Origin of the sequence: Curvibacter gracilis ATCC BAA-807, from assembly GCF_000518645.1 — a bacterium.
GTDB lineage: Bacteria > Pseudomonadota > Gammaproteobacteria > Burkholderiales > Burkholderiaceae_C > Curvibacter > Curvibacter gracilis.
In genome coordinates, this window is sequence record NZ_JADZ01000013.1 from 231,152 (window position 1) to 248,212 (window position 17,061).

At 64.1% G+C, this 17,061-nt stretch carries 17 protein-coding genes and 3 tRNA genes; 9 read left to right on the forward strand and 11 right to left on the reverse strand.

Annotated features, from left to right (window positions below):
* Nucleotides 1–23: 23 nt before the first annotated feature.
* The 3 genes from L880_RS0111960 to L880_RS0111970 are packed head-to-tail and all read right to left on the reverse strand — an operon-like array spanning nt 24 to nt 2,198.
* A complete protein-coding gene (locus L880_RS0111960) occupies nt 24–1,016 on the reverse strand; it encodes an HD-GYP domain-containing protein (protein WP_051443263.1) in 993 nt (330 codons plus the stop codon).
* On the reverse strand, nt 1,013–1,687 hold the full coding sequence (locus tag L880_RS0111965) for a retropepsin-like aspartic protease family protein (RefSeq protein WP_084461255.1): 675 nt from the start codon (nt 1,685–1,687) through the stop codon (nt 1,013–1,015). The genes L880_RS0111960 and L880_RS0111965 overlap by 4 nt, the downstream gene beginning before the upstream one ends.
* A 25-nt stretch (nt 1,688–1,712) precedes the next feature.
* On the reverse strand, nt 1,713–2,198 hold the full coding sequence (locus L880_RS0111970) for a YajQ family cyclic di-GMP-binding protein (protein WP_019577630.1): 486 nt from the start codon (nt 2,196–2,198) through the stop codon (nt 1,713–1,715).
* A gap of 37 nt (nt 2,199–2,235) precedes the next feature.
* Here L880_RS0111970 and murB point away from each other — a divergent pair, with 37 nt between their 5' ends.
* The gene (murB, locus tag L880_RS0111975) at nt 2,236–3,309 is read left to right on the forward strand and encodes a UDP-N-acetylmuramate dehydrogenase (RefSeq protein WP_027475881.1); all 1,074 of its coding nucleotides are present in this window, start codon (nt 2,236–2,238) and stop codon (nt 3,307–3,309) included.
* A 32-nt stretch (nt 3,310–3,341) separates the two neighbouring features.
* On the opposite strand, the gene L880_RS0111980 is transcribed toward murB, so the two are convergent.
* The 8 genes from L880_RS0111980 to L880_RS0112015 all read right to left on the reverse strand — a co-directional run bounded on the left by L880_RS0111980 (nt 3,342) and on the right by L880_RS0112015 (nt 10,701).
* Nucleotides 3,342–3,707, reverse strand: coding sequence for a response regulator (locus L880_RS0111980; RefSeq protein ID WP_019577632.1), 366 nt, complete (start codon nt 3,705–3,707; stop codon nt 3,342–3,344).
* Nucleotides 3,708–3,725: 18 nt separating this feature from the next.
* A complete protein-coding gene (locus tag L880_RS0111985) occupies nt 3,726–4,283 on the reverse strand; it encodes a hypothetical protein (protein WP_027475882.1) in 558 nt (185 codons plus the stop codon).
* Nucleotides 4,280–5,017 carry a methyl-accepting chemotaxis protein gene (locus L880_RS0111990; protein WP_027475883.1) on the reverse strand — a complete coding sequence of 246 codons (738 nt, stop codon included), beginning with the start codon at nt 5,015–5,017 and terminating at the stop codon, nt 4,280–4,282. The genes L880_RS0111985 and L880_RS0111990 overlap by 4 nt, the downstream gene beginning before the upstream one ends.
* A gap of 19 nt (nt 5,018–5,036) precedes the next feature.
* The gene (locus L880_RS0111995) at nt 5,037–7,388 is read right to left on the reverse strand and encodes an ATP-binding protein (RefSeq protein ID WP_027475884.1); all 2,352 of its coding nucleotides are present in this window, start codon (nt 7,386–7,388) and stop codon (nt 5,037–5,039) included.
* A gap of 408 nt (nt 7,389–7,796) precedes the next feature.
* On the reverse strand, nt 7,797–9,134 hold the full coding sequence (gene argG, locus L880_RS0112000) for an argininosuccinate synthase (protein ID WP_027475885.1): 1,338 nt from the start codon (nt 9,132–9,134) through the stop codon (nt 7,797–7,799).
* A 20-nt stretch (nt 9,135–9,154) separates the two neighbouring features.
* Complete coding sequence (gene ppnP, locus L880_RS0112005; protein WP_027475886.1) at nt 9,155–9,472, reverse strand: pyrimidine/purine nucleoside phosphorylase; 318 nt, start codon at nt 9,470–9,472, stop codon at nt 9,155–9,157.
* A gap of 152 nt (nt 9,473–9,624) precedes the next feature.
* Nucleotides 9,625–10,197 (reverse strand): glycine zipper 2TM domain-containing protein, encoded by a 573-nt coding sequence (locus tag L880_RS0112010; protein WP_027475887.1) that lies wholly within the window; start codon nt 10,195–10,197, stop codon nt 9,625–9,627.
* A 132-nt stretch (nt 10,198–10,329) separates the two neighbouring features.
* On the reverse strand, nt 10,330–10,701 hold the full coding sequence (locus L880_RS0112015; RefSeq protein WP_027475888.1) for an ArsC family reductase: 372 nt from the start codon (nt 10,699–10,701) through the stop codon (nt 10,330–10,332).
* 48 nt (nt 10,702–10,749) lie between these two features.
* Here L880_RS0112015 and folC point away from each other — a divergent pair, with 48 nt between their 5' ends.
* The 8 genes from folC (at nt 10,750) to L880_RS0112055 (ending at nt 16,935) form a co-directional block, all read left to right on the forward strand.
* Nucleotides 10,750–12,075: a bifunctional tetrahydrofolate synthase/dihydrofolate synthase gene (folC, locus tag L880_RS0112020; RefSeq protein WP_027475889.1), complete on the forward strand. Its 1,326-nt coding sequence runs from the start codon at nt 10,750–10,752 to the stop codon at nt 12,073–12,075.
* Nucleotides 12,076–12,087: 12 nt separating this feature from the next.
* A complete protein-coding gene (locus L880_RS0112025) occupies nt 12,088–13,011 on the forward strand; it encodes an SPOR domain-containing protein (RefSeq protein ID WP_027475890.1) in 924 nt (307 codons plus the stop codon).
* Between the two features lie 29 nt (nt 13,012–13,040).
* Nucleotides 13,041–13,526 (forward strand): CvpA family protein, encoded by a 486-nt coding sequence (locus L880_RS0112030; RefSeq protein WP_027475891.1) that lies wholly within the window; start codon nt 13,041–13,043, stop codon nt 13,524–13,526.
* Nucleotides 13,527–13,539: 13 nt separating this feature from the next.
* Complete coding sequence (gene purF, locus L880_RS0112035; protein WP_019577643.1) at nt 13,540–15,045, forward strand: amidophosphoribosyltransferase; 1,506 nt, start codon at nt 13,540–13,542, stop codon at nt 15,043–15,045.
* Between the two features lie 76 nt (nt 15,046–15,121).
* Nucleotides 15,122–16,528 (forward strand): glutamate--tRNA ligase, encoded by a 1,407-nt coding sequence (gene gltX, locus L880_RS0112040; protein WP_027475892.1) that lies wholly within the window; start codon nt 15,122–15,124, stop codon nt 16,526–16,528.
* Between the two features lie 96 nt (nt 16,529–16,624).
* A tRNA-Ala gene (locus L880_RS0112045) sits at nt 16,625–16,700 on the forward strand.
* A 35-nt stretch (nt 16,701–16,735) separates the two neighbouring features.
* Nucleotides 16,736–16,811 (forward strand) — tRNA-Glu (locus tag L880_RS0112050).
* A 47-nt stretch (nt 16,812–16,858) separates the two neighbouring features.
* A tRNA-Asp gene (locus L880_RS0112055) sits at nt 16,859–16,935 on the forward strand.
* Nucleotides 16,936–17,061: the final 126 nt, after the last annotated feature.

Here is a 17,061-nt window from a genome sequence, read left to right on the forward strand (position 1 = left end):
GCCGGCCGCCGCGCGTGGGCCGGTCAGCCGCTGCGGGGCAGTTGCGAGCGCGCCACCGAGATCATCACCGCGTGGTTGATCATGAGCTTGACCGCATCCGAAGGCACGGCCGCCTGGATGCGTTGCTCGCCCAGCGCAATGTTGCGCAGGCGGGGGTGGGGGTAAGGTTCGCCGCGCGGGTCGATGAGGCTGGCCACCAAGGGCTGGTTGAGTTGAGCGGTGCGCCTCAGCACCACGGCCAGATCCTGGTTTTCGAGCCTCACATAGGTGCCGGGCGGGCACAGGCCCACGTGCCGCACCAGGGCTTGGGCCACGTCGTCATGGCGCCCCTGGCTGGCGCTGATGACGGCGCGCAAGGAGTCGGTCACGCTGCGACCGGGGCGTGAGCGCCGCGGGCTGATCATGGCAGCGTAGCGATCGGTCACCTGCAGGATGTGGGTCAGGCGCACCACCGGGTCGGGGACGCTGCCGGGCAGCGTCAGGGGCAGGTTCTCGTGGTGCGAGGCCACGATCGCCAGCCAGAGTTCGTCCTTGATGCCCACGCGCGCCAGCAGCATGCAGCTTTTGACCGAGTGGGCGTCGATGTTGGTCTGCTGCTCGACCGAGGGGCGCGTGGTCTGTTCGGCCAGTTCGTCCTGCAGCGCCGTCATGGCGATGTTCATCGTCAGGGCCGCCGCCACCAGGCTGTCGCGTTGCTCGGTGGGCAGTTGCAACTCCAGGGCGATGATGTGGCACAGCGCCGCGCACACCAGGGAGTGGGTGGTGCTGTAGCCCGCGATCGAGGTGCCCGCCATCTGGAACAGCAGGTACAGCGCGGTGTCGGCATCCTCTTCGAGCAGGTCCTGCATCCAGCGGTCGTGCTGCCGCAGTTTCTGATGAAAGCCTTCGACGTTGTCAGGCACGGCCAGCAGCATGCCCAGGCCGGACTCCAGGTCGCTCCATTGGCTCAGCAGGTCCTCGTAGCTTTCGCTCGGGCCATCCTGGGCCAGGTGCATGGGCAGGGTATCGCCGCTCACAGCCGTTTTTCCAGCACCATCTGGTCACTGACCCGGTGCATCTGGAACCGATCCAGGAAGCTGTTGCCCAGCAGCACCACAGGCATGGGCTGGGGGGTGACCACAGCGTCCACGTCGAACACTTCGACATCGCCGATGCGCACGCTGTGCAACTGGATGCGCCAGCCCTGCGCGGTGCCATTGGCGGTCTGCATCTGCACCGGCTGGCCACCGAGGAAGGCCAGGCCCATGCGCTCGGCATCGGGCCGGCCGATGGACACCACGGTGGCCCCGGTGTCGACCACGAACTGCATGATCTGACCATTGATGCTGCCCTGGCTCTTGAAGTGGCCGGCGCTGTCCGAGGTCAGGGTGATGCGTTTGCCGTTGGCCGGGCGGGCCACGGCGCTGCCGGGTTTGACCTGCACCGGCGACTCACCCAGGCGCAGCGTGAAGCGCTGGCCGTCCTGCTCGAGCAGGGCGCTGTCCTTGTCGAGCGACACCAGCCGCACGCCCTGAAAGGTTTCGCCCGGGGCCACGGCCTTGGGCGCGGAGGCGCCCACCAGCAGCAAGGCCCGTCCGCCCAGGATGCCCGAGAGCACCACCTGGGCCGTGGCAGGCAGGCTCAGGCCCAGGGCCAGCCCCATCAGGGCCAGGCCGACAAGCCGGAGCCGCAGTGAGGGGGGCGGCATGGACCGATGGGGCATGCGCAGCAGATCAGTCGCGGAAGTTGTTGAAGTCGACCGGGATGTCGGTGATGTCCTTGCGGATCAGCGCCATGGCGGTCTGCAGATCATCGCGCTTGGCGCCGGTGACACGCACCGCATCGCCCTGGATGGCGGCCTGGACCTTGAGCTTGCTGTCCTTGATCAGCTTCTGGATCTTCTTGGCAGCCTCGGATTCGATGCCGTTGCGCACCTTGACCACCTGCTTGACCTTGTCGCCACCGATCTTCTGGACGGCGCCCTTGTCGAGGAATCGCACGTCCACATTGCGCTTGGTCAGCTTGTTGCGCAGGATGTCTTCGACCTGATCGAGCTGGAACTCGGCGTCGCCGAAGAGGGTGATTTCCTTGTCTTTGAGCTCGATGGCGGCAGAGGTGCCCTTGAAATCGAAGCGGGTGCTGATTTCCTTGGCCGCGTTTTCAACGGCATTTTTGACTTCCACCAGATTGGCTTCGCAGACGGTATCGAATGAGGGCATGACAGGATGAACCAGGGCAAATGAGACAATGTTGCCGATGTTAGTCGAGAAAAATGTCCCGCTCCAGCCTTACAACACCTTCGGGATCGCGGCCCGTGCCCAGACCCTGGTGCGCGTGCGCGCCCAGGCCGATCTGAGCGAGCTGATGGCCGACCCCGAACTGGGCCCGGCCCCCAAGTGGGTGCTGGGCGGGGGCAGCAACATCGTGCTCACGGGCGATGTGCGCGATGTGGTGCTGAAGATGGAGATCAAGGGCCTGCGCGTGCTGGACGAAACCCCCCGCGCCTGGATTGTCGAGGCGGGTGCGGGCGAGGCCTGGCACGACACCGTGGCCTGGACCCTGGACCAGAACCTGCCGGGCCTGGAGAACATGGCCCTGATCCCAGGCACGGTGGGCGCCTCGCCGGTGCAGAACATCGGCGCCTATGGCGTCGAACTGCAGGACCGCTTTGAATCACTCGACGCCTTCGACCTGCTGACCGGGCAGACCTTCACCCTGAATGCGGCCCAATGCGCCTTCGGCTACCGCGACTCGGTGTTCAAGCACCGGGCGCCTGCCTCGCCGCAGAAGGCCTCGCTGCCCCTGGGGCTGGGGCTGGCCGGCCGGGCCGTGATCACCCGGGTGCGCCTGCGCCTGCCCAAGCCCTGGAAGCCTGAGCTGGGCTACCTGGACCTGGAGCGGCGCCGCGTCCAGGCCGGCATCGAACGGCCCGAGGCACGGCAGATCTTCGACTGGGTGTGCGACATCCGGCGCAGCAAGCTGCCCGACCCGGCCGAGGTGGGCAATGCCGGCAGCTTTTTCAAGAACCCTTCGGTCACGCCCGAGCAGTGTGCCGACATCATCGCCCGCGAACCCCGCATCGTGCATTACCCCATGGCCGACGGCAGCATCAAGCTGGCGGCGGGCTGGCTGATCGACGCCTGTGGCTGGAAGGGCAAGTCGGTGGGCAAGGCCGGCGTGTATGACAAGCAGGCCCTGGTGCTGGTGAACCGTGGCCACGGCGCTGACAGCGTGACCGGCGGCGAGGTGATGACTCTGGCCCGGGCCATCCAGACCAGCGTGTATGAACGCTTCGGCATCCGGCTGGAGCCCGAGCCTGTGGTGATCTGAACCCCGGCGCCCGGATCGGGGCGCCTGAACGATCAAGCCACCATCTTCTTGAGCGAGGCGATCACGGCCGGGCCGTTGAAGGGCTTGACGATCCAGCCCTTGATGCCGGCCGCCTTGCCGCGCTCTTTCATGGCGGGTGAGTTTTCGGTGGTCAGCATGATGATGTTGACGCTGCCGTTCTTCAGCTCGCTGCGCACTTTCTCGGCCATGGTCAGGCCGTCCATGTTGGGCATGTTGACGTCGCAGATGACCAGCTTGACGCCAGGGTCGCCCTTGAGTTTGGCCAGCCCGTCACGACCGTCGACGGCGAAGGCCACGCCGAGGCCATTGGATTTCAGGAAATCACCGACTTCATTGCGAACGGTGCTGGAGTCGTCGACGACGAGAATCTGTGCCATGGCTTGTTCCTTCTTGGGTCAAAACATTTCCAGTTCGCCGGTGCCCTGTTCGGCCAGGTCGGGGATCTGGAAGTCGAAATCGAGGTCTTCTGATTCGCTCACGCAGAGCGTCAGAAACAGGGGTGGGCTGTCGGTCACGCTGAGCCGGAAGTGCTGCAGATGACCGTACTTGAGGACGCCCAGGTGGGCCGTGCAGCGGCTGTCAACGATGTTGGGGGTGGACATGCCCACCCAGGGGAAGACCGAGCCCAGATCGCGGTTGACGCCGCCACAGCACAGGTTGCCTGCTTCGCAGATGGCGTCCAGAAATGATTGCTCCGACATCTCTTCGGCCTTTTGCCGGCTGAGCCGGGCAAAGTGGCGGCGTGTTGCATCGTTGTGGCTGAAGTGCAGCACGATGAGCATGCGAAACGTCAGCGAGGCGATGCTCAGCAAGGCCGCATGCGATTCGGGTGGCTGGCGCAACTCGGGCAAGGTGACCAGTTCTGTCACCTCGTCGGGCGAGGGCGCCAGGGCGGCCTTCAGACCTTGCATCACCATCTTGTCGAAGCCTGCTTTGGCACGGCTGCTGATCATGCGCTGGCGTCCTGTTCGCTGACAAGATTCAGGATCTTGCGGTTTTGCAGTTCCAGCCCGGTGACGGCGCCCACGATCATCTTGCCGCCGGCCTGCATGTCCTGGAAGGTGGTGGTGGTGATGAGGTCGTTCTCGTACAGGCTGCTGCGGAAGTCCTGGGCCAGCTTTTCGGCACGCACCGACAGCGAGCGCATCTCGTCGGCCACGACGGCAAAGCCTCGACCCATGGTGCCGGCACGTGCGGCTTCGATGGAGGCGTTGAGGGCCACGATCACCAACTGTCGCACGATGGAGGCGAATTCGTCGTTCTTGTTGTGCATGGCCCGGTTGTGGCCGAGCAGAAAGTCCATGCTGGCGTGCCAGCGCTCGTAGGTCTTGCCCACGTTGCGCAGTTCGGTGATGGAACGGTCCAGCGTGCCGCACTGGCTGGCGATCTGGGTCTGGGCCTGGCTGGCCTGGGCCTGGCTGTGCGTCAGGCGCAGCTGTTGCTCACCGATCAGCGCTTGCTGGCGGGCGTCCCATTGCCTTTGAGCTTCGTGCAGGCGCTGCTCCAGGGCGTCGATCTGGTCTTGCAGCTCGGCGGCTCTGGCCTGGGCGCGCTGGTTGCTGTCTTCCAGCAGTTGCCGCGGGACCATGGTCTGCAGGGTGGCGTTCAGCCTGTGGGCGCGCCAGCCCAGCAGCATGCTCAGCACGATGGCGCCCGTCAGGAGGGTCAGCATCAGCGTGGTCGTCATCTTGCGTGCCTTCTCTTGATCAAGCGGTTTGCGGTCGTTGTTGTGCCGCCGCGTGCACGCCCAGTGACGCGGGGAGGTGGATCCGTGTCTCGAAGGGGACGTGCTCGCGCTGGGTCGCCTCGGCCAACAGCCGCAACTCGATGCGGCCACCGGCTGATTCGACAAACATCTTCACGGCGTCCATGCCGACACCGCGCCCGGACACCTCGGTGACCGCGCTGGCGGTGGAGAAGCCGGGGGCGAAGATCAGCTGGGCCAGATCCGGGGCGTCGGGGTGCTGGCTGGCATCGAGCAGGCCTTGCTCGATCGCCTTGGCCCGTATGCGCTGCAGGTCCAGGCCTTTGCCATCGTCGCTCAGCACCAGGTGCAGACCCTGGGCGTCCAGTTGCAGGTCGATCCGGATGGTGCCGGCAATCGGCTTGTCGGCTGCCACGCGGTCCAGGATGGGCTCGATGCCGTGGTCCATGGCGTTGCGCAGAAGGTGCATGAACACATTGCGCAACAAGGGGGCAGCGGTCGGACGCAGCAGCACGCCCTGATCGGCCAGGACCAGCTTGGGCGCCTCCTTGCCCAGTTCGAGGGCCAGCGAGGGCAGCGATTCGATCACGCTGGACAGGGTGTCCTGCAGCGATTTGCTGCCCAGGGTGGCCAGGCGGCTCTTGATGTCGTGGATGGCCTGCGCAGCAGCGCTCAGGTCGCTGGTGTCCACGCCTTCCAGCATTTGCAAGGTGTGCTGGATCTCGGCCTGCGACACGCTGTGCCCTGCGTCTTCGGTCGCGTCATTGCCGCGGCTAAGCTTGTCGGCGTTGAGCGTGGCGTATTCCTCCAGCGTGTGGCGGGCTTGGGCCAGTTCATTCAGATAGCGCTCGTTGTCCCATTCCAGGGCCTCTTGCTGGCGCAGGTCGTCATAGCTTTGCTCGGCCTGGTGCAGCACGTCGGTCAGGGTGTGCAGACCGTAGGTGCGCGCGTTGCCCTTGACGGTGTGCATGTTGCGGAACAGCAGGCCCAGGTGCTGGCGCCGCGTGGCGTTGTCCTGGCTGGCAGCGGTTTCCAGGGTTTTCTGGTTCTCGTCGAGAAACTGGCGGGCGCTGGCCAGGAAGCCTTTGAAGCGGTCTGGCGGCACCGACAGGATTTCTCCGATCATGGCCAACTCGCGTTTTTGGGCATCGGCTGCCTTGGCCAGGGATTTGAGTTCGGTCACATCACGCACACACAGCAGCAAGCGCTCGGTGGTGTCTTGCTCGTTGGTGATCGGCGACCAGATCAGGTCCAGGATCTTGACGCGGCCATCAGGCAGGGTCTTTTCCACCTCGCGGGGCAGCAGGTGGGCGTTGAAGTCGAAATTCATGCGGTCTTCGCCGATGCAGGCGGCCACCGCCGCCTCGACTTGCGATCGGGCATCGGCACCCAGGTTCACGCCCGCAAAAATCACCTCGATGAAATCGCGCCCGGCGATGTCTTCGGTCTCCAGCACGGTGCTCAGGAAGTCGGAGAACTCGGGGTGGATGGTGTTGCCGTTGTCGATCGTCAGAATGCCCTGGGGCACGTTGTGCAGCATGGCGTGGATGTCGGCCGTCTTCTGGCGCACCAGGGCGCTGCTTTCCTCGATCTTCTCGATCATGGTGTTGAATGCGGTGATCGAGCGCCCCACCTCATCCTGCCGGGTGACGGGCAGCCGGTGCGTGTAGTCCTGGCTGGTGGCGATCTCGGTCATCTTCAATTCCATGTCCTTGATGGGGTGCACCACCTGGCGGTAAAGGATGCGACCGATGGCCACCAGCAGCAGCACGGCCAGCACGGTGGCGACGGTCAGCGTGGTGGTGGTGCTCTTGAGGTGGCTGTTCATGCTCTCGATGGCGGCGTCCTTGCTGCGTCGCTTTTCGATCTGCAGCGTGTCGAGCAGGGCCCCTTGTTCACGCAGGTACTGGTCGACCGTGGCGCCCATGTTGGCCTCGGCCATGTCCTTCATGCCCTTGAGCTTGAAGTTGGCGGTGTCGTCGATGGCGCTGAAGTAGTTCTTCAGGCTTTCCGAGGCCTCTTTGACCAGGCCTTTCTGGGCGTTGCTGTCGGCCATCTCGAGTTGGTGGTCCAGCGCCTTTTGCAGGATCTCCTTCTTCTGGGCCAGTTCGTCGCGGGTGCGGGCCACGGTCTGTTCATCGGGGGCGGCCACCATGCTCATGGCGGCCATCTGCACATCCTTGAGCTGGCCCTGCAACTCCACCGAGTGCATGGCGCTGGGCACCACGCCCTCGGTCACGCTGCGCACCTCGGAGGCGCTGCCGTGGGACTGGAAGACGGCAAAGGCGCCGATCGAACTCAGTGCCAGAAAGGTCAGCGTGATCAGCAGCACGATGCGTTGACGTATGTTCATGACAGTGTCCTTCGCGAGAGTCGGCCCACCGAACGCCAGTTGCCGGCTTGTGGCCGAGGGGGCAAACGGTGGTGATGGGTTGGGTGTTGTGCCCTGTCACCTGTGTGGGGCTGAGGGAGCAGACTGGACAGGTGCCGGGCTTGGGGCTTGATCTTCCCGGGCCGCCATGACCCTCCGATGGCAAAACCATGACGCTGGCGTGAATCGGCGCAGCGCATTCACGGCTGATGGCGGATCAGATGATTTTTGTGTTGAAAGCCGGTGTGGAATCGTCATGAATCACTTGTTCCGACACAGGTGATCGGTGCTTGTCCGCTTGGCCAGGAACGAAAAAAAAGCCAGTCGGCTGTGGGCCGCTGGCTTGGGGGGGATGCCACCCGAAGGGCGGCATCTGAGGGGGGGAGGCGCTCAGTCCTGCTTGCGCGGCAGCGAGGGCAGGGGCGAGTTGCCGCCCAGCGACAGCAGGCCGGCATTGGTGTAGATGCCGAGCTTGTCGCGCGTGTCGACGATGTCGAGGTTGCGCATGGTCAGCTGGCCGATGCGGTCGGCGGGCGAGAACGGTGCGTCTTCGACCTTTTCCATCGACAGGCGCTCGGGCGCGTAGGTCAGGTTGGGGCTTTCGGTGTTCAGCAGCGAGTAATCGTTGCCACGGCGCAGCTCCAGCGTGACGGTGCCGGTGACGGCGCGGGCCACCCAGCGCTGGGCGGTTTCGCGCAGCATGATGGCTTGCGGGTCGAACCAGCGGCCCTGGTACAGCAGGCGGCCCAGCTTGAGGCCGTTGACACGGTACTGCTCGATGGTGTCTTCGTTGTGGATGCCGGTGACCAGGCGCTCATAGGCGATGTGCAGCAGGGCCAGGCCGGGGGCTTCGTAGATGCCGCGGCTCTTGGCTTCGATGATGCGGTTTTCGATCTGGTCGCTCATGCCCAGGCCATGGCGGCCACCGATGCGGTTGGCTTCCAGGATCAGTTCGACGGGGTCATTGAACTGGATGCCATTGAGGGCCACGGGCTGGCCTTCTTCGAAGGTCACGCTGACTTCTTCACGCTTGACTTCAACATCGTCGCGCCAGAAGGCCACACCCATGATGGGGTTGACGATGCGGATGCCGCTGTTGAGGTTTTCCAGGTCTTTGGCCTCGTGGGTGGCGCCCAGCATGTTGGAGTCGGTCGAGTAGGCTTTTTCAGCCGACATCTTGTAGCCGAAGCCTTCAGCCGTCATGAAGGCCGACATCTCGGCACGGCCGCCGAGCTCGTCGATGAACTTCTGGTCCAGCCAGGGCTTGTAGATCTTCAGCGCCGGGTTGGTCAGCAGACCGTAGCGGTAGAAGCGCTCGATGTCATTGCCCTTGAAGGTGCTGCCGTCGCCCCAGATGTTGACGTCGTCTTCCTTCATGGCGGCCACCAGCATGGTGCCGGTCACGGCACGGCCCAGCGGGGTGGTGTTGAAGTAGGTGACGCCCGCGGTGGAGATGTGGAAGGCGCCGGCCTGCAGGGCGGCAATGCCTTCGTGGGCCAGTTGGGTGCGGCAGTCGACCAGGCGGGCCTGTTCGGCGCCGTAGAGCTTGGCCTTGCGCGGGATCTCGTCGTAGTCGGGCTCGTCGGGCTGGCCCAGGTTGGCGGTGTAGGCGTAGGGCAGGGCGCCCTTCTTCTTCATCCACAGCAGCGCGGCGCTGGTGTCCAGGCCGCCGGAGAAGGCGATACCGACTTTTTGCCCCAGGGGCAGGTCTTGCAGAATGGTGGCCATGTTCGGTCCTTGTGGGTGGATCAGCCGAAATGGCAGATGTAGTGGTAAGCCTCGGTCACGCGGATCTCGAACGAGGAGTTGCCGGGAACCTTGAACGATTCGCCGGCGCCAGCCTTGACCCACTCCGAGGTGCCGGCCAGCTTGTATTCGCACGAACCACCCACGCCTTCCATGATTTCCGGGGCGCCGGTGTTGAAGGTCAGCGTGGCGGGCAGGATCACACCGACGCTTTTCTTGGTGCCGTCGGCCAGGGTGAAGCCGTGGCTCACGCACTTGCCGTCAAAGTAGACGTTGGCTTTCGTGGTCAGGGCCACGTTCTGGATGGTTTCAGTGGTCATGGAGGTGAATCCGTTGGAGGTGAGGCCACAAGCCGACCTGCACCGGCAGCCGGTGCGCATGGTCGAATTCGGGCAAACCTCGATTTTAGGCCACGCCGCGGGCCTTCGGCCGGGCGGGCGGACTCACTGCCGCGCCCGGCGTGTACATGGCGTCAATGCACCGGGTAGGGTTGGGGTGCGCTGTTGTAGACCGGTGCCGTCACGGGCTGCGGGCCGGAGGCCGGGTAACTGGGGTGGCTGACGCGGCCATTGATGACCGGGCTCACCTGCACGGGCAGGTACTGGCCCGGGTCGTTGGGCATCTGAACCGTGTACTGGCGACCGGCGTACTCATAGCTCACGTTGTAGGCCACGGTGCGGTTCTCGTACATGGTCTGGGTGCTGCAGTTCTGCACGTTGCGAACCTGGGGTTGGCTGGGGCCTTCGATCGAGTTGCCCAGCACAGCACCCCCCACGACGCCCAGCACGGTGGCAATGGCCTTGCCACTGCCGCCACCCACGGCATTGCCGAGAGCCCCACCCGCGACCGCACCCATCGCCGCACCGGCGCCCGAGGTGCCGCCTGGCGTGGCCACCTGCTGGTTGGTGCAGACCTGCTGGGGAACTGCCACCTGCTGGATGATGGGGGTGGTGGAGAGCACGCGGGCCATTTCCTGGGCCGACGCGTTGCCCGCCATCACGGCGGCGCTCAAAAGGGCCAGGCTGAAGACAAAGTGCTTGTTCATGGAAAACCTCAGTTCATTGGTTGCTGGTTGAACGCTTGTGGGCGTTCCAGGGTTGACCCGCAGTCTAGAGAGCGGGTTCCTGAGGTGTGTCGGCGCGGCTGTAAAAGGATGTAACAGGAAGTGTGTCTGGCCTCAGCGGCCCAGTTGAGCCCAGGTTTCAGCCTTGAAACCCACGGTGAAGCGGGGCTGGGCCTGGGGGCCCCAGTCGACGACGGGGCGCTTGATCACGCTGGGCTGCTGCAGCATCAGGGCGCGCGCGCTTGCATCGTCCTGGACGCCGGCTTGCAGGGCCGGATCCAGCTTGCGCCAGGTGGTGCCCTGGCGGTTCACCAGCTTGTCCCAGCCCAGGGCCGGCAGCCAGGCGTCCAGCCCGGCTTCGGGCACGCCTTGTTTCTTGAAGTCATGGAAGTCAAACGCCAGCCCTTGCTCGGTGAGCCATTGGCGGGCTTTCTTGACGGTGTCGCAGTTGGGAATGCCGTAGACGGTGATCTTGGGGTGATTCATGGTCCCAGATGATGCAGCAGGCCGCGCTGCGCGACAATCCCGGGTCTTATGAGAAATCCCCTGCCTACCACCCTGGACGCCTGGCTGACCCATTGCGAGCAGCTGCACCCGAAAAACATCGAGATGGGCCTGGACCGTGTGCGCGAGGTGGCGCGCCGCATGGACCTGCGTTTTGACGTGCCTGTGATCACGGTGGCGGGCACCAATGGCAAGGGCTCGACCTGCGCCATGCTGGAGGCCATCCTGCTGCAGGCGGGTTACCGTCCCGGTGTGTACACCTCGCCCCACCTGGTGCATTTCCAGGAGCGTTGCCGGGTGCATGGCGAGATCGTCACCCCCGAAGCCCTGCTGCCGCACTTTGAAGCGGTGGAGTTGGCGCGCGTGCGCGGCGACGAGGTGTCGCTGAGCTACTTCGAGTTCACCACTCTGGCGATTCTGCGCTGCCTGTCGATGTCCGGGCTGGACGTGGCCATCCTGGAGGTGGGGCTGGGCGGGCGTCTGGATGCGGTGAACCTGATCGATACCGACTGCGCCATCATCACCAGCATCGACCTCGACCACATGGAGTACCTGGGCAACGACCGCGAGACCATCGGCCTGGAGAAGGCCGGCATCATGCGCACCGGGCGCCCGGTGGTGGTGAGCGACCCGCTGCCGCCGCAAAGCGTGTTGGACCGGGCGCTGGAGATCGGCGCGGACCTGTGGCGTTTCGGCACGGATTTCAATTTCTCGGGCGACAAGCTGCAATGGGGTTGGGCCGGCCGTGGGCGCCGCTACAGCGGTCTGGCCTATCCGGCGCTGCGCGGCGCCAACCAACTGGTCAATGCCTCGGGCGTGCTGGCGGCCTTGACGGCCTTGCGTGAGCGTCTGCCCATCACGGCGCAGGCGGTGCGCAACGGACTGGCCATGGTGGAGTTGCCGGGCCGCTTCCAGATCGTGCCCGGCCAGCCGGCGCTGGTGCTGGACGTGGCGCACAACCCCCACTCAGTGGCCGCCCTGTCGGCCAACCTCGATGCGATGGGCTTTTACCCTTGTACCCATGCGGTGCTGGGTGCCATGGCCGACAAAGACCTGGGCCCCATGCTGGCGCGCATTGCCCCCCTGGTGGATCGCTGGTATTTCACCGACCTGCCGACCCCGCGTGCCGAGTCGGCCGCAGGGCTGCAAGCCAAGTGGCACGCGCTGCAGATGGTGGCCGGTGGCCGACGTGAGGTCAGCACCGCCACCTTCCCGGATCCGCAGCAGGCCCTGGCGGCGGCCGTGGCTGCCGCAGACCCGGCTGATAGAATCGTGGTCTTTGGATCGTTCTTCACGGTGGGTGGTGTTCTCAAAGACGGCATTCCCCGCCTTCACGCCAAACATCTGGACGCCTGACGCCCACACTTCATGGCTTTTTTCAAGTTCCGCTGGCCCCTGGGGGGCGCTTCCAAAGGCCGTGACGAGCGGCCACCGGCTTCATCGCAAGGTGACAGCGTGGAGGTGCTGCGCCGCCGCGCCCGCCATCGATTGATCGGTGCCGCTGTTCTGGTGCTGGCCGGTGTGCTGGGCTTTCCGCTGCTGTTCGATACGCAGCCCCGGCCGATCCCGGTCGATATTCCGATCGCCATCCCGGACAAGAACAAGTCGCCTGCCCTGGCTTTGCCCACCCCGCCGGTGGCGGTCAGCAGCGCATCGGATTCAGGCATCGGTCCTGATGAAGAGGTGGTGTCTTCCTCGAGCCCGCGCACAGAAACCCGTGCTGCGGTTGCCAAGCCTGCGGCCGAGCCGCGCAAGGAAGCCCCTAAGGCCGAGCCCAAGAGCGAGGTCAAGGTCGAGGCCAAAACCGAGGCTAAACCCGAGCCCAAGCCCGAGCACAAGGACAAGCCAGAGGCCCGTGCCGAGCGCAAGCCTGAACCCAAGCCGGAACCCAAACCCGAACCCAAGCCTGAGCCCCGTGCGGTGGCCAAGGCCGACACCAAGCCAGAAGCCAAGCCGGATGCCAAATCAGACGGCAAGGCCGCCGATGACGCCGCCAGGGCGCGTGCCTTGCTCGAAGGCAAGAGTGCAGCCGACACGCAGCATGCGCCTGCCGCGGCAGACAGTGCCCGCTTCATCGTGCAGGTCGGCGCATTCAGTGACGCCGGCAAAGCCCGCGACGCCCGCCTCAAGCTGGAAAAGGCGGGGCTCAAGACCTATACCCAGGTGATCGAGACCGGTGACGGCAAGCGCATCCGGGTGCGCGTAGGCCCTTTTGCGGGCAAGGCCGAGGCCGACAAGGCGGCCTCTCGCATCAAGTCTCTTGATCTTCCCGCATCCATCCTGACCTTGTGATCAGTGATGCAGGAATTTGATGGATGGCTATGGCTGTAACGGACATGGTCCTGCTGGCCGTGCTGGGGGTGTCCCTGGTGATCGGTGCCTGGCGCGGTCTGGTGTATGAGACCGTGTCCTTGGCAGGTTGGGTGATCGCGTTTGTGGCGGGGCAGTGGTTCGCGCTGGACGCGGCGGCTTACCTGCCGCTCGGTTCGGCCGATGGGGCCTTGCGTTATGCAGCCGGTTTTCTGGTGGTGTTCGTGGCGGCCATCTTTGCCTCGGCACTGGTGGCCTTCATGGCGCAGAAGTTGGTGGCCGCCATCGGCATGCGGCCGGCGGATCGGGCCATGGGGGCTTTGTTCGGCCTGGTTCGAGGGGCGGTATTACTGCTCGCGGTGGCGGTGGTGATCCAGGTCACGCCGCTGCACGAGGGCGGATGGTGGCAGGAGTCAAAAGGTGCACCGGTGCTTGCGGCGGTGCTGGATGGTTTGAAGCCGGCTTTGCCGGCACAGTTTGGAAGATATCTTCCTTGATCGGGGTTTTGTCATGTGTGGAATCGTCGGCGTTGTCAGCAACGCCCCTGTGAATCAGCTTATCTATGATGCCTTGCTGCTGTTGCAGCACCGCGGCCAGGATGCGGCCGGCATCGTGACCCAGCAGGAGCGCAAATTCTTCATGCACAAGGCCAAGGGCATGGTGCGTGACGTCTTTCGCACCCGCAACATGCGGGCGCTGCCGGGTTCGGTGGGGCTGGGCCAGGTGCGCTACCCCACGGCCGGCAATGCCTACAGCGAAGAAGAGGCCCAGCCCTTCTACGTGAACGCGCCCTTTGGCATCGTGCTGGTGCACAACGGCAACCTGACCAACGCCAAGACCCTGCGTTCGGAACTGTTCTCCACCGACCACCGCCACACCAACACCGAAAGTGACTCGGAGGTGCTGCTCAACGTGTTCGCCCACGAACTCGAACGTGCCACCCGCGGTCTGCCGCTGCAGGCCGAAGAAGTCTTCACGGCTGTGCGCGCCGTGCACAAGCGGGTCAAGGGTTCGTACGCGGTGATCGCCTTGATTGCCGGTCATGGTCTGCTGGCTTTCCGCGATCCGCACGGTATCCGCCCCTTGGCCTTGGGCCGCAGCGCCGACGGCACCGTGATGGTGGCCAGCGAGTCGGTGGCCCTGGAAGGCACGGGCCATGTGTTCGAGCGCAATGTGAACCCGGGCGAGGCGGTGTTCATCGACCTCAAGGGCCAGATGTCGTCGCAGCAATGCGCGGACAACCCCAAGCTCAACCCCTGCATTTTTGAATTCGTCTACCTGGCACGCCCCGACTCGGTGCTGGACAACATCTCGGTCTACCAGGCACGCCTGAACCTGGGTGAGAGCCTGGCCAAGCGGGTGGTCTCCACCGTGCCCCCGAGCGAGATCGATGTGGTCATCCCGATCCCCGAATCCAGCCGGCCCAGCGCCACCCAACTGGCCCATCTGTTGGGCATTCCGTACCGCGAAGGTTTCGTCAAGAACCGTTATGTGGGCCGGACCTTCATCATGCCGGGCCAGGGTGTGCGCAAGAAGTCGGTGCGCCAGAAGCTCAACGTGATCGGCAGCGAGTTCAAGGGCCGCAATGTGCTGCTGGTCGATGACTCGATCGTGCGCGGCACCACCAGCCGTGAGATCGTGCAGATGGCCCGCGACGCCGGCGCCAACAAGGTCTACATGGCCAGCGCCGCTCCGCCGGTGCGTTACCCCAATGTCTACGGCATTGACATGCCCACCAGCTCCGAACTGGTGGCCCATGACCGCACCGTGGAAGAAGTTCGCCAGATCATTGGCTGCGACGCCTTGATCTACCAGGATGTTGACGGCATGAAGGCCGCCATCGGCTCCCTCAACAGCAGCATCAGTGGTTTTGATGCTTCCTGCTTTGACGGCATCTACGTGACCGGTGACATCACCTCCGACGACATCGCCCGCCTCAATGAGAACCGGGTGGGCCAGGAAGAGGGCGAACCCGATACCTCGCGCCTGGCCTTGCCCAACGCCCAGGAGGCCTGAGCCCGCCCCGGCCGTTTCCGCCCTTCACCCCGCCCTGGCCACTTCGGTGGCCAGTGGCCTTTCAGCACTGAACATCATGACCACCGCTTCTCCCTCTGTGCGCACCCGTTTCGCGCCTTCGCCAACCGGCTTCATCCACCTGGGCAACATCCGCTCGGCCTTGTATCCCTGGGCCTTTGCCCGGGCCAACCAGGGGGTGTTCGTGCTGCGCATCGAAGACACCGATCTGGAGCGCTCGTCCCAGGCCGCGGTGGATGTGATCATCGAAGGCATGAAGTGGTTGGGCCTGGACCATGACGAAGGCCCCTTCTATCAAATGCAGCGCATGGCGCGCTACAAGGAAGTGCTGGCCCAGTTGCAGGCGGCCGGCCATGTCTACCCCTGCTACATGAGCGTGGCAGAGCTGGATGCGTTGCGTGAGCGTCAGATGGCGGCCAAGGAAAAGCCCCGTTATGACGGCACCTGGCGCCCGGCGCCCGGCAAGACCTTGCCGCCCGTTCCCGAAGGTGTGCAGCCGGTGCTGCGCTTCAAGAACCCCCAAGAGGGCTCGGTGGTGTGGGATGACAAGGTCAAGGGTCGCATCGAGATCAGTAACGACGAACTCGACGATCTGGTGATCGCCCGCCCTGACGGCACGCCGACCTACAACTTCTGCGTGGTGGTGGACGACATCGACATGGCGATCACGCACGTCATCCGGGGCGATGACCATGTGAACAACACGCCGCGTCAGATCAACATCTTCCGTGCGTTGGGCCAGGAACCCCCGGTGTATGCCCACTTGCCCACCGTGCTCAATGAGCAGGGTGAAAAGATGAGCAAGCGCAATGGTGCCAAGCCGGTGACTCAATACCGTGACGAGGGCTACCTGCCCGACGCCATGGTCAACTACCTGGCGCGACTGGGTTGGTCGCATGGCGACGATGAAATCTTCAGCCGTGAGCAGTTCCTGGGCTGGTTCAACCTGGATCACCTGGGCCGCAGCGCCGCCCAGTTCGACGAGGCCAAGCTGCGCTGGGTCAATGCCCAGCACCTCAAGGCCCTGGATGACGCCACCCTGGCGGGCCTGGTGTTGCCCTTCGCTGCCAAGCTGGGCCTGTCAGGTCTGGACGATGGTCGCCTGCCGGCCATCTGCGGGCTGTTCAAGGACCGCTGCGACACGCTGGTGGCCCTGGCCGATTGGGTGAAGGTGTTCTACGCCGAAGAAGTCAGCCCCCAGGCTGACGAACTGGCCAAGCACGTCACCGATGCCGTGCGCCCTGCGCTCAAGGCCTTGGACGCCCGTCTGCAGGTCTGTGCCTGGGACAAGGCATCGATTTCTGCAGCCATCAAGGAAACACTGACCGAATTTGGCCTTAAGATGCCGCACTTGGCGATGCCGGTGCGTGTTCTCACGGCTGGTACGGCGCATACGCCGTCGGTCGATGCAGTGCTTGAATTGCTTGGTCGAGAAAAAATTTCGCTGAGATTGCGAAACGCCTAAAAATGTGACTATAATTTGAGGCTCAGGAGTTAACGACATAAATAAAACGATGTTGAAGACAAATGAGCTAACTTGAAGTTAGATCAAGCTAGATGTGGGGGTATAGCTCAGCTGGGAGAGCGCTTGCATGGCATGCAAGAGGTCATCGGTTCGATCCCGTTTACCTCCACCACAGTTTGATTTGATGTTTGAGTAGTCCAAGGTTTTGACCCTATCGTCTAGAGGCCTAGGACATCACCCTTTCACGGTGAGTACCGGGGTTCGAATCCCCGTAGGGTCGCCAAGTTTGTAGCACTTGGCTCTGGAAACAGAGCGCAAAGCTGCCTGCCAGGAGTGGTAGTTCAGTTGGTTAGAATACCGGCCTGTCACGCCGGGGGTCGCGGGTTCGAGTCCCGTCCACTCCGCCAGTCAAAGTCTTCGGGCGTTCGCGTCAGAAGCATTTTTTGGTTGAAAGCCAGAAAATTGGGGGTATAGCTCAGCTGGGAGAGCGCTTGCATGGCATGCAAGAGGTCATCGGTTCGATCCCGTTTACC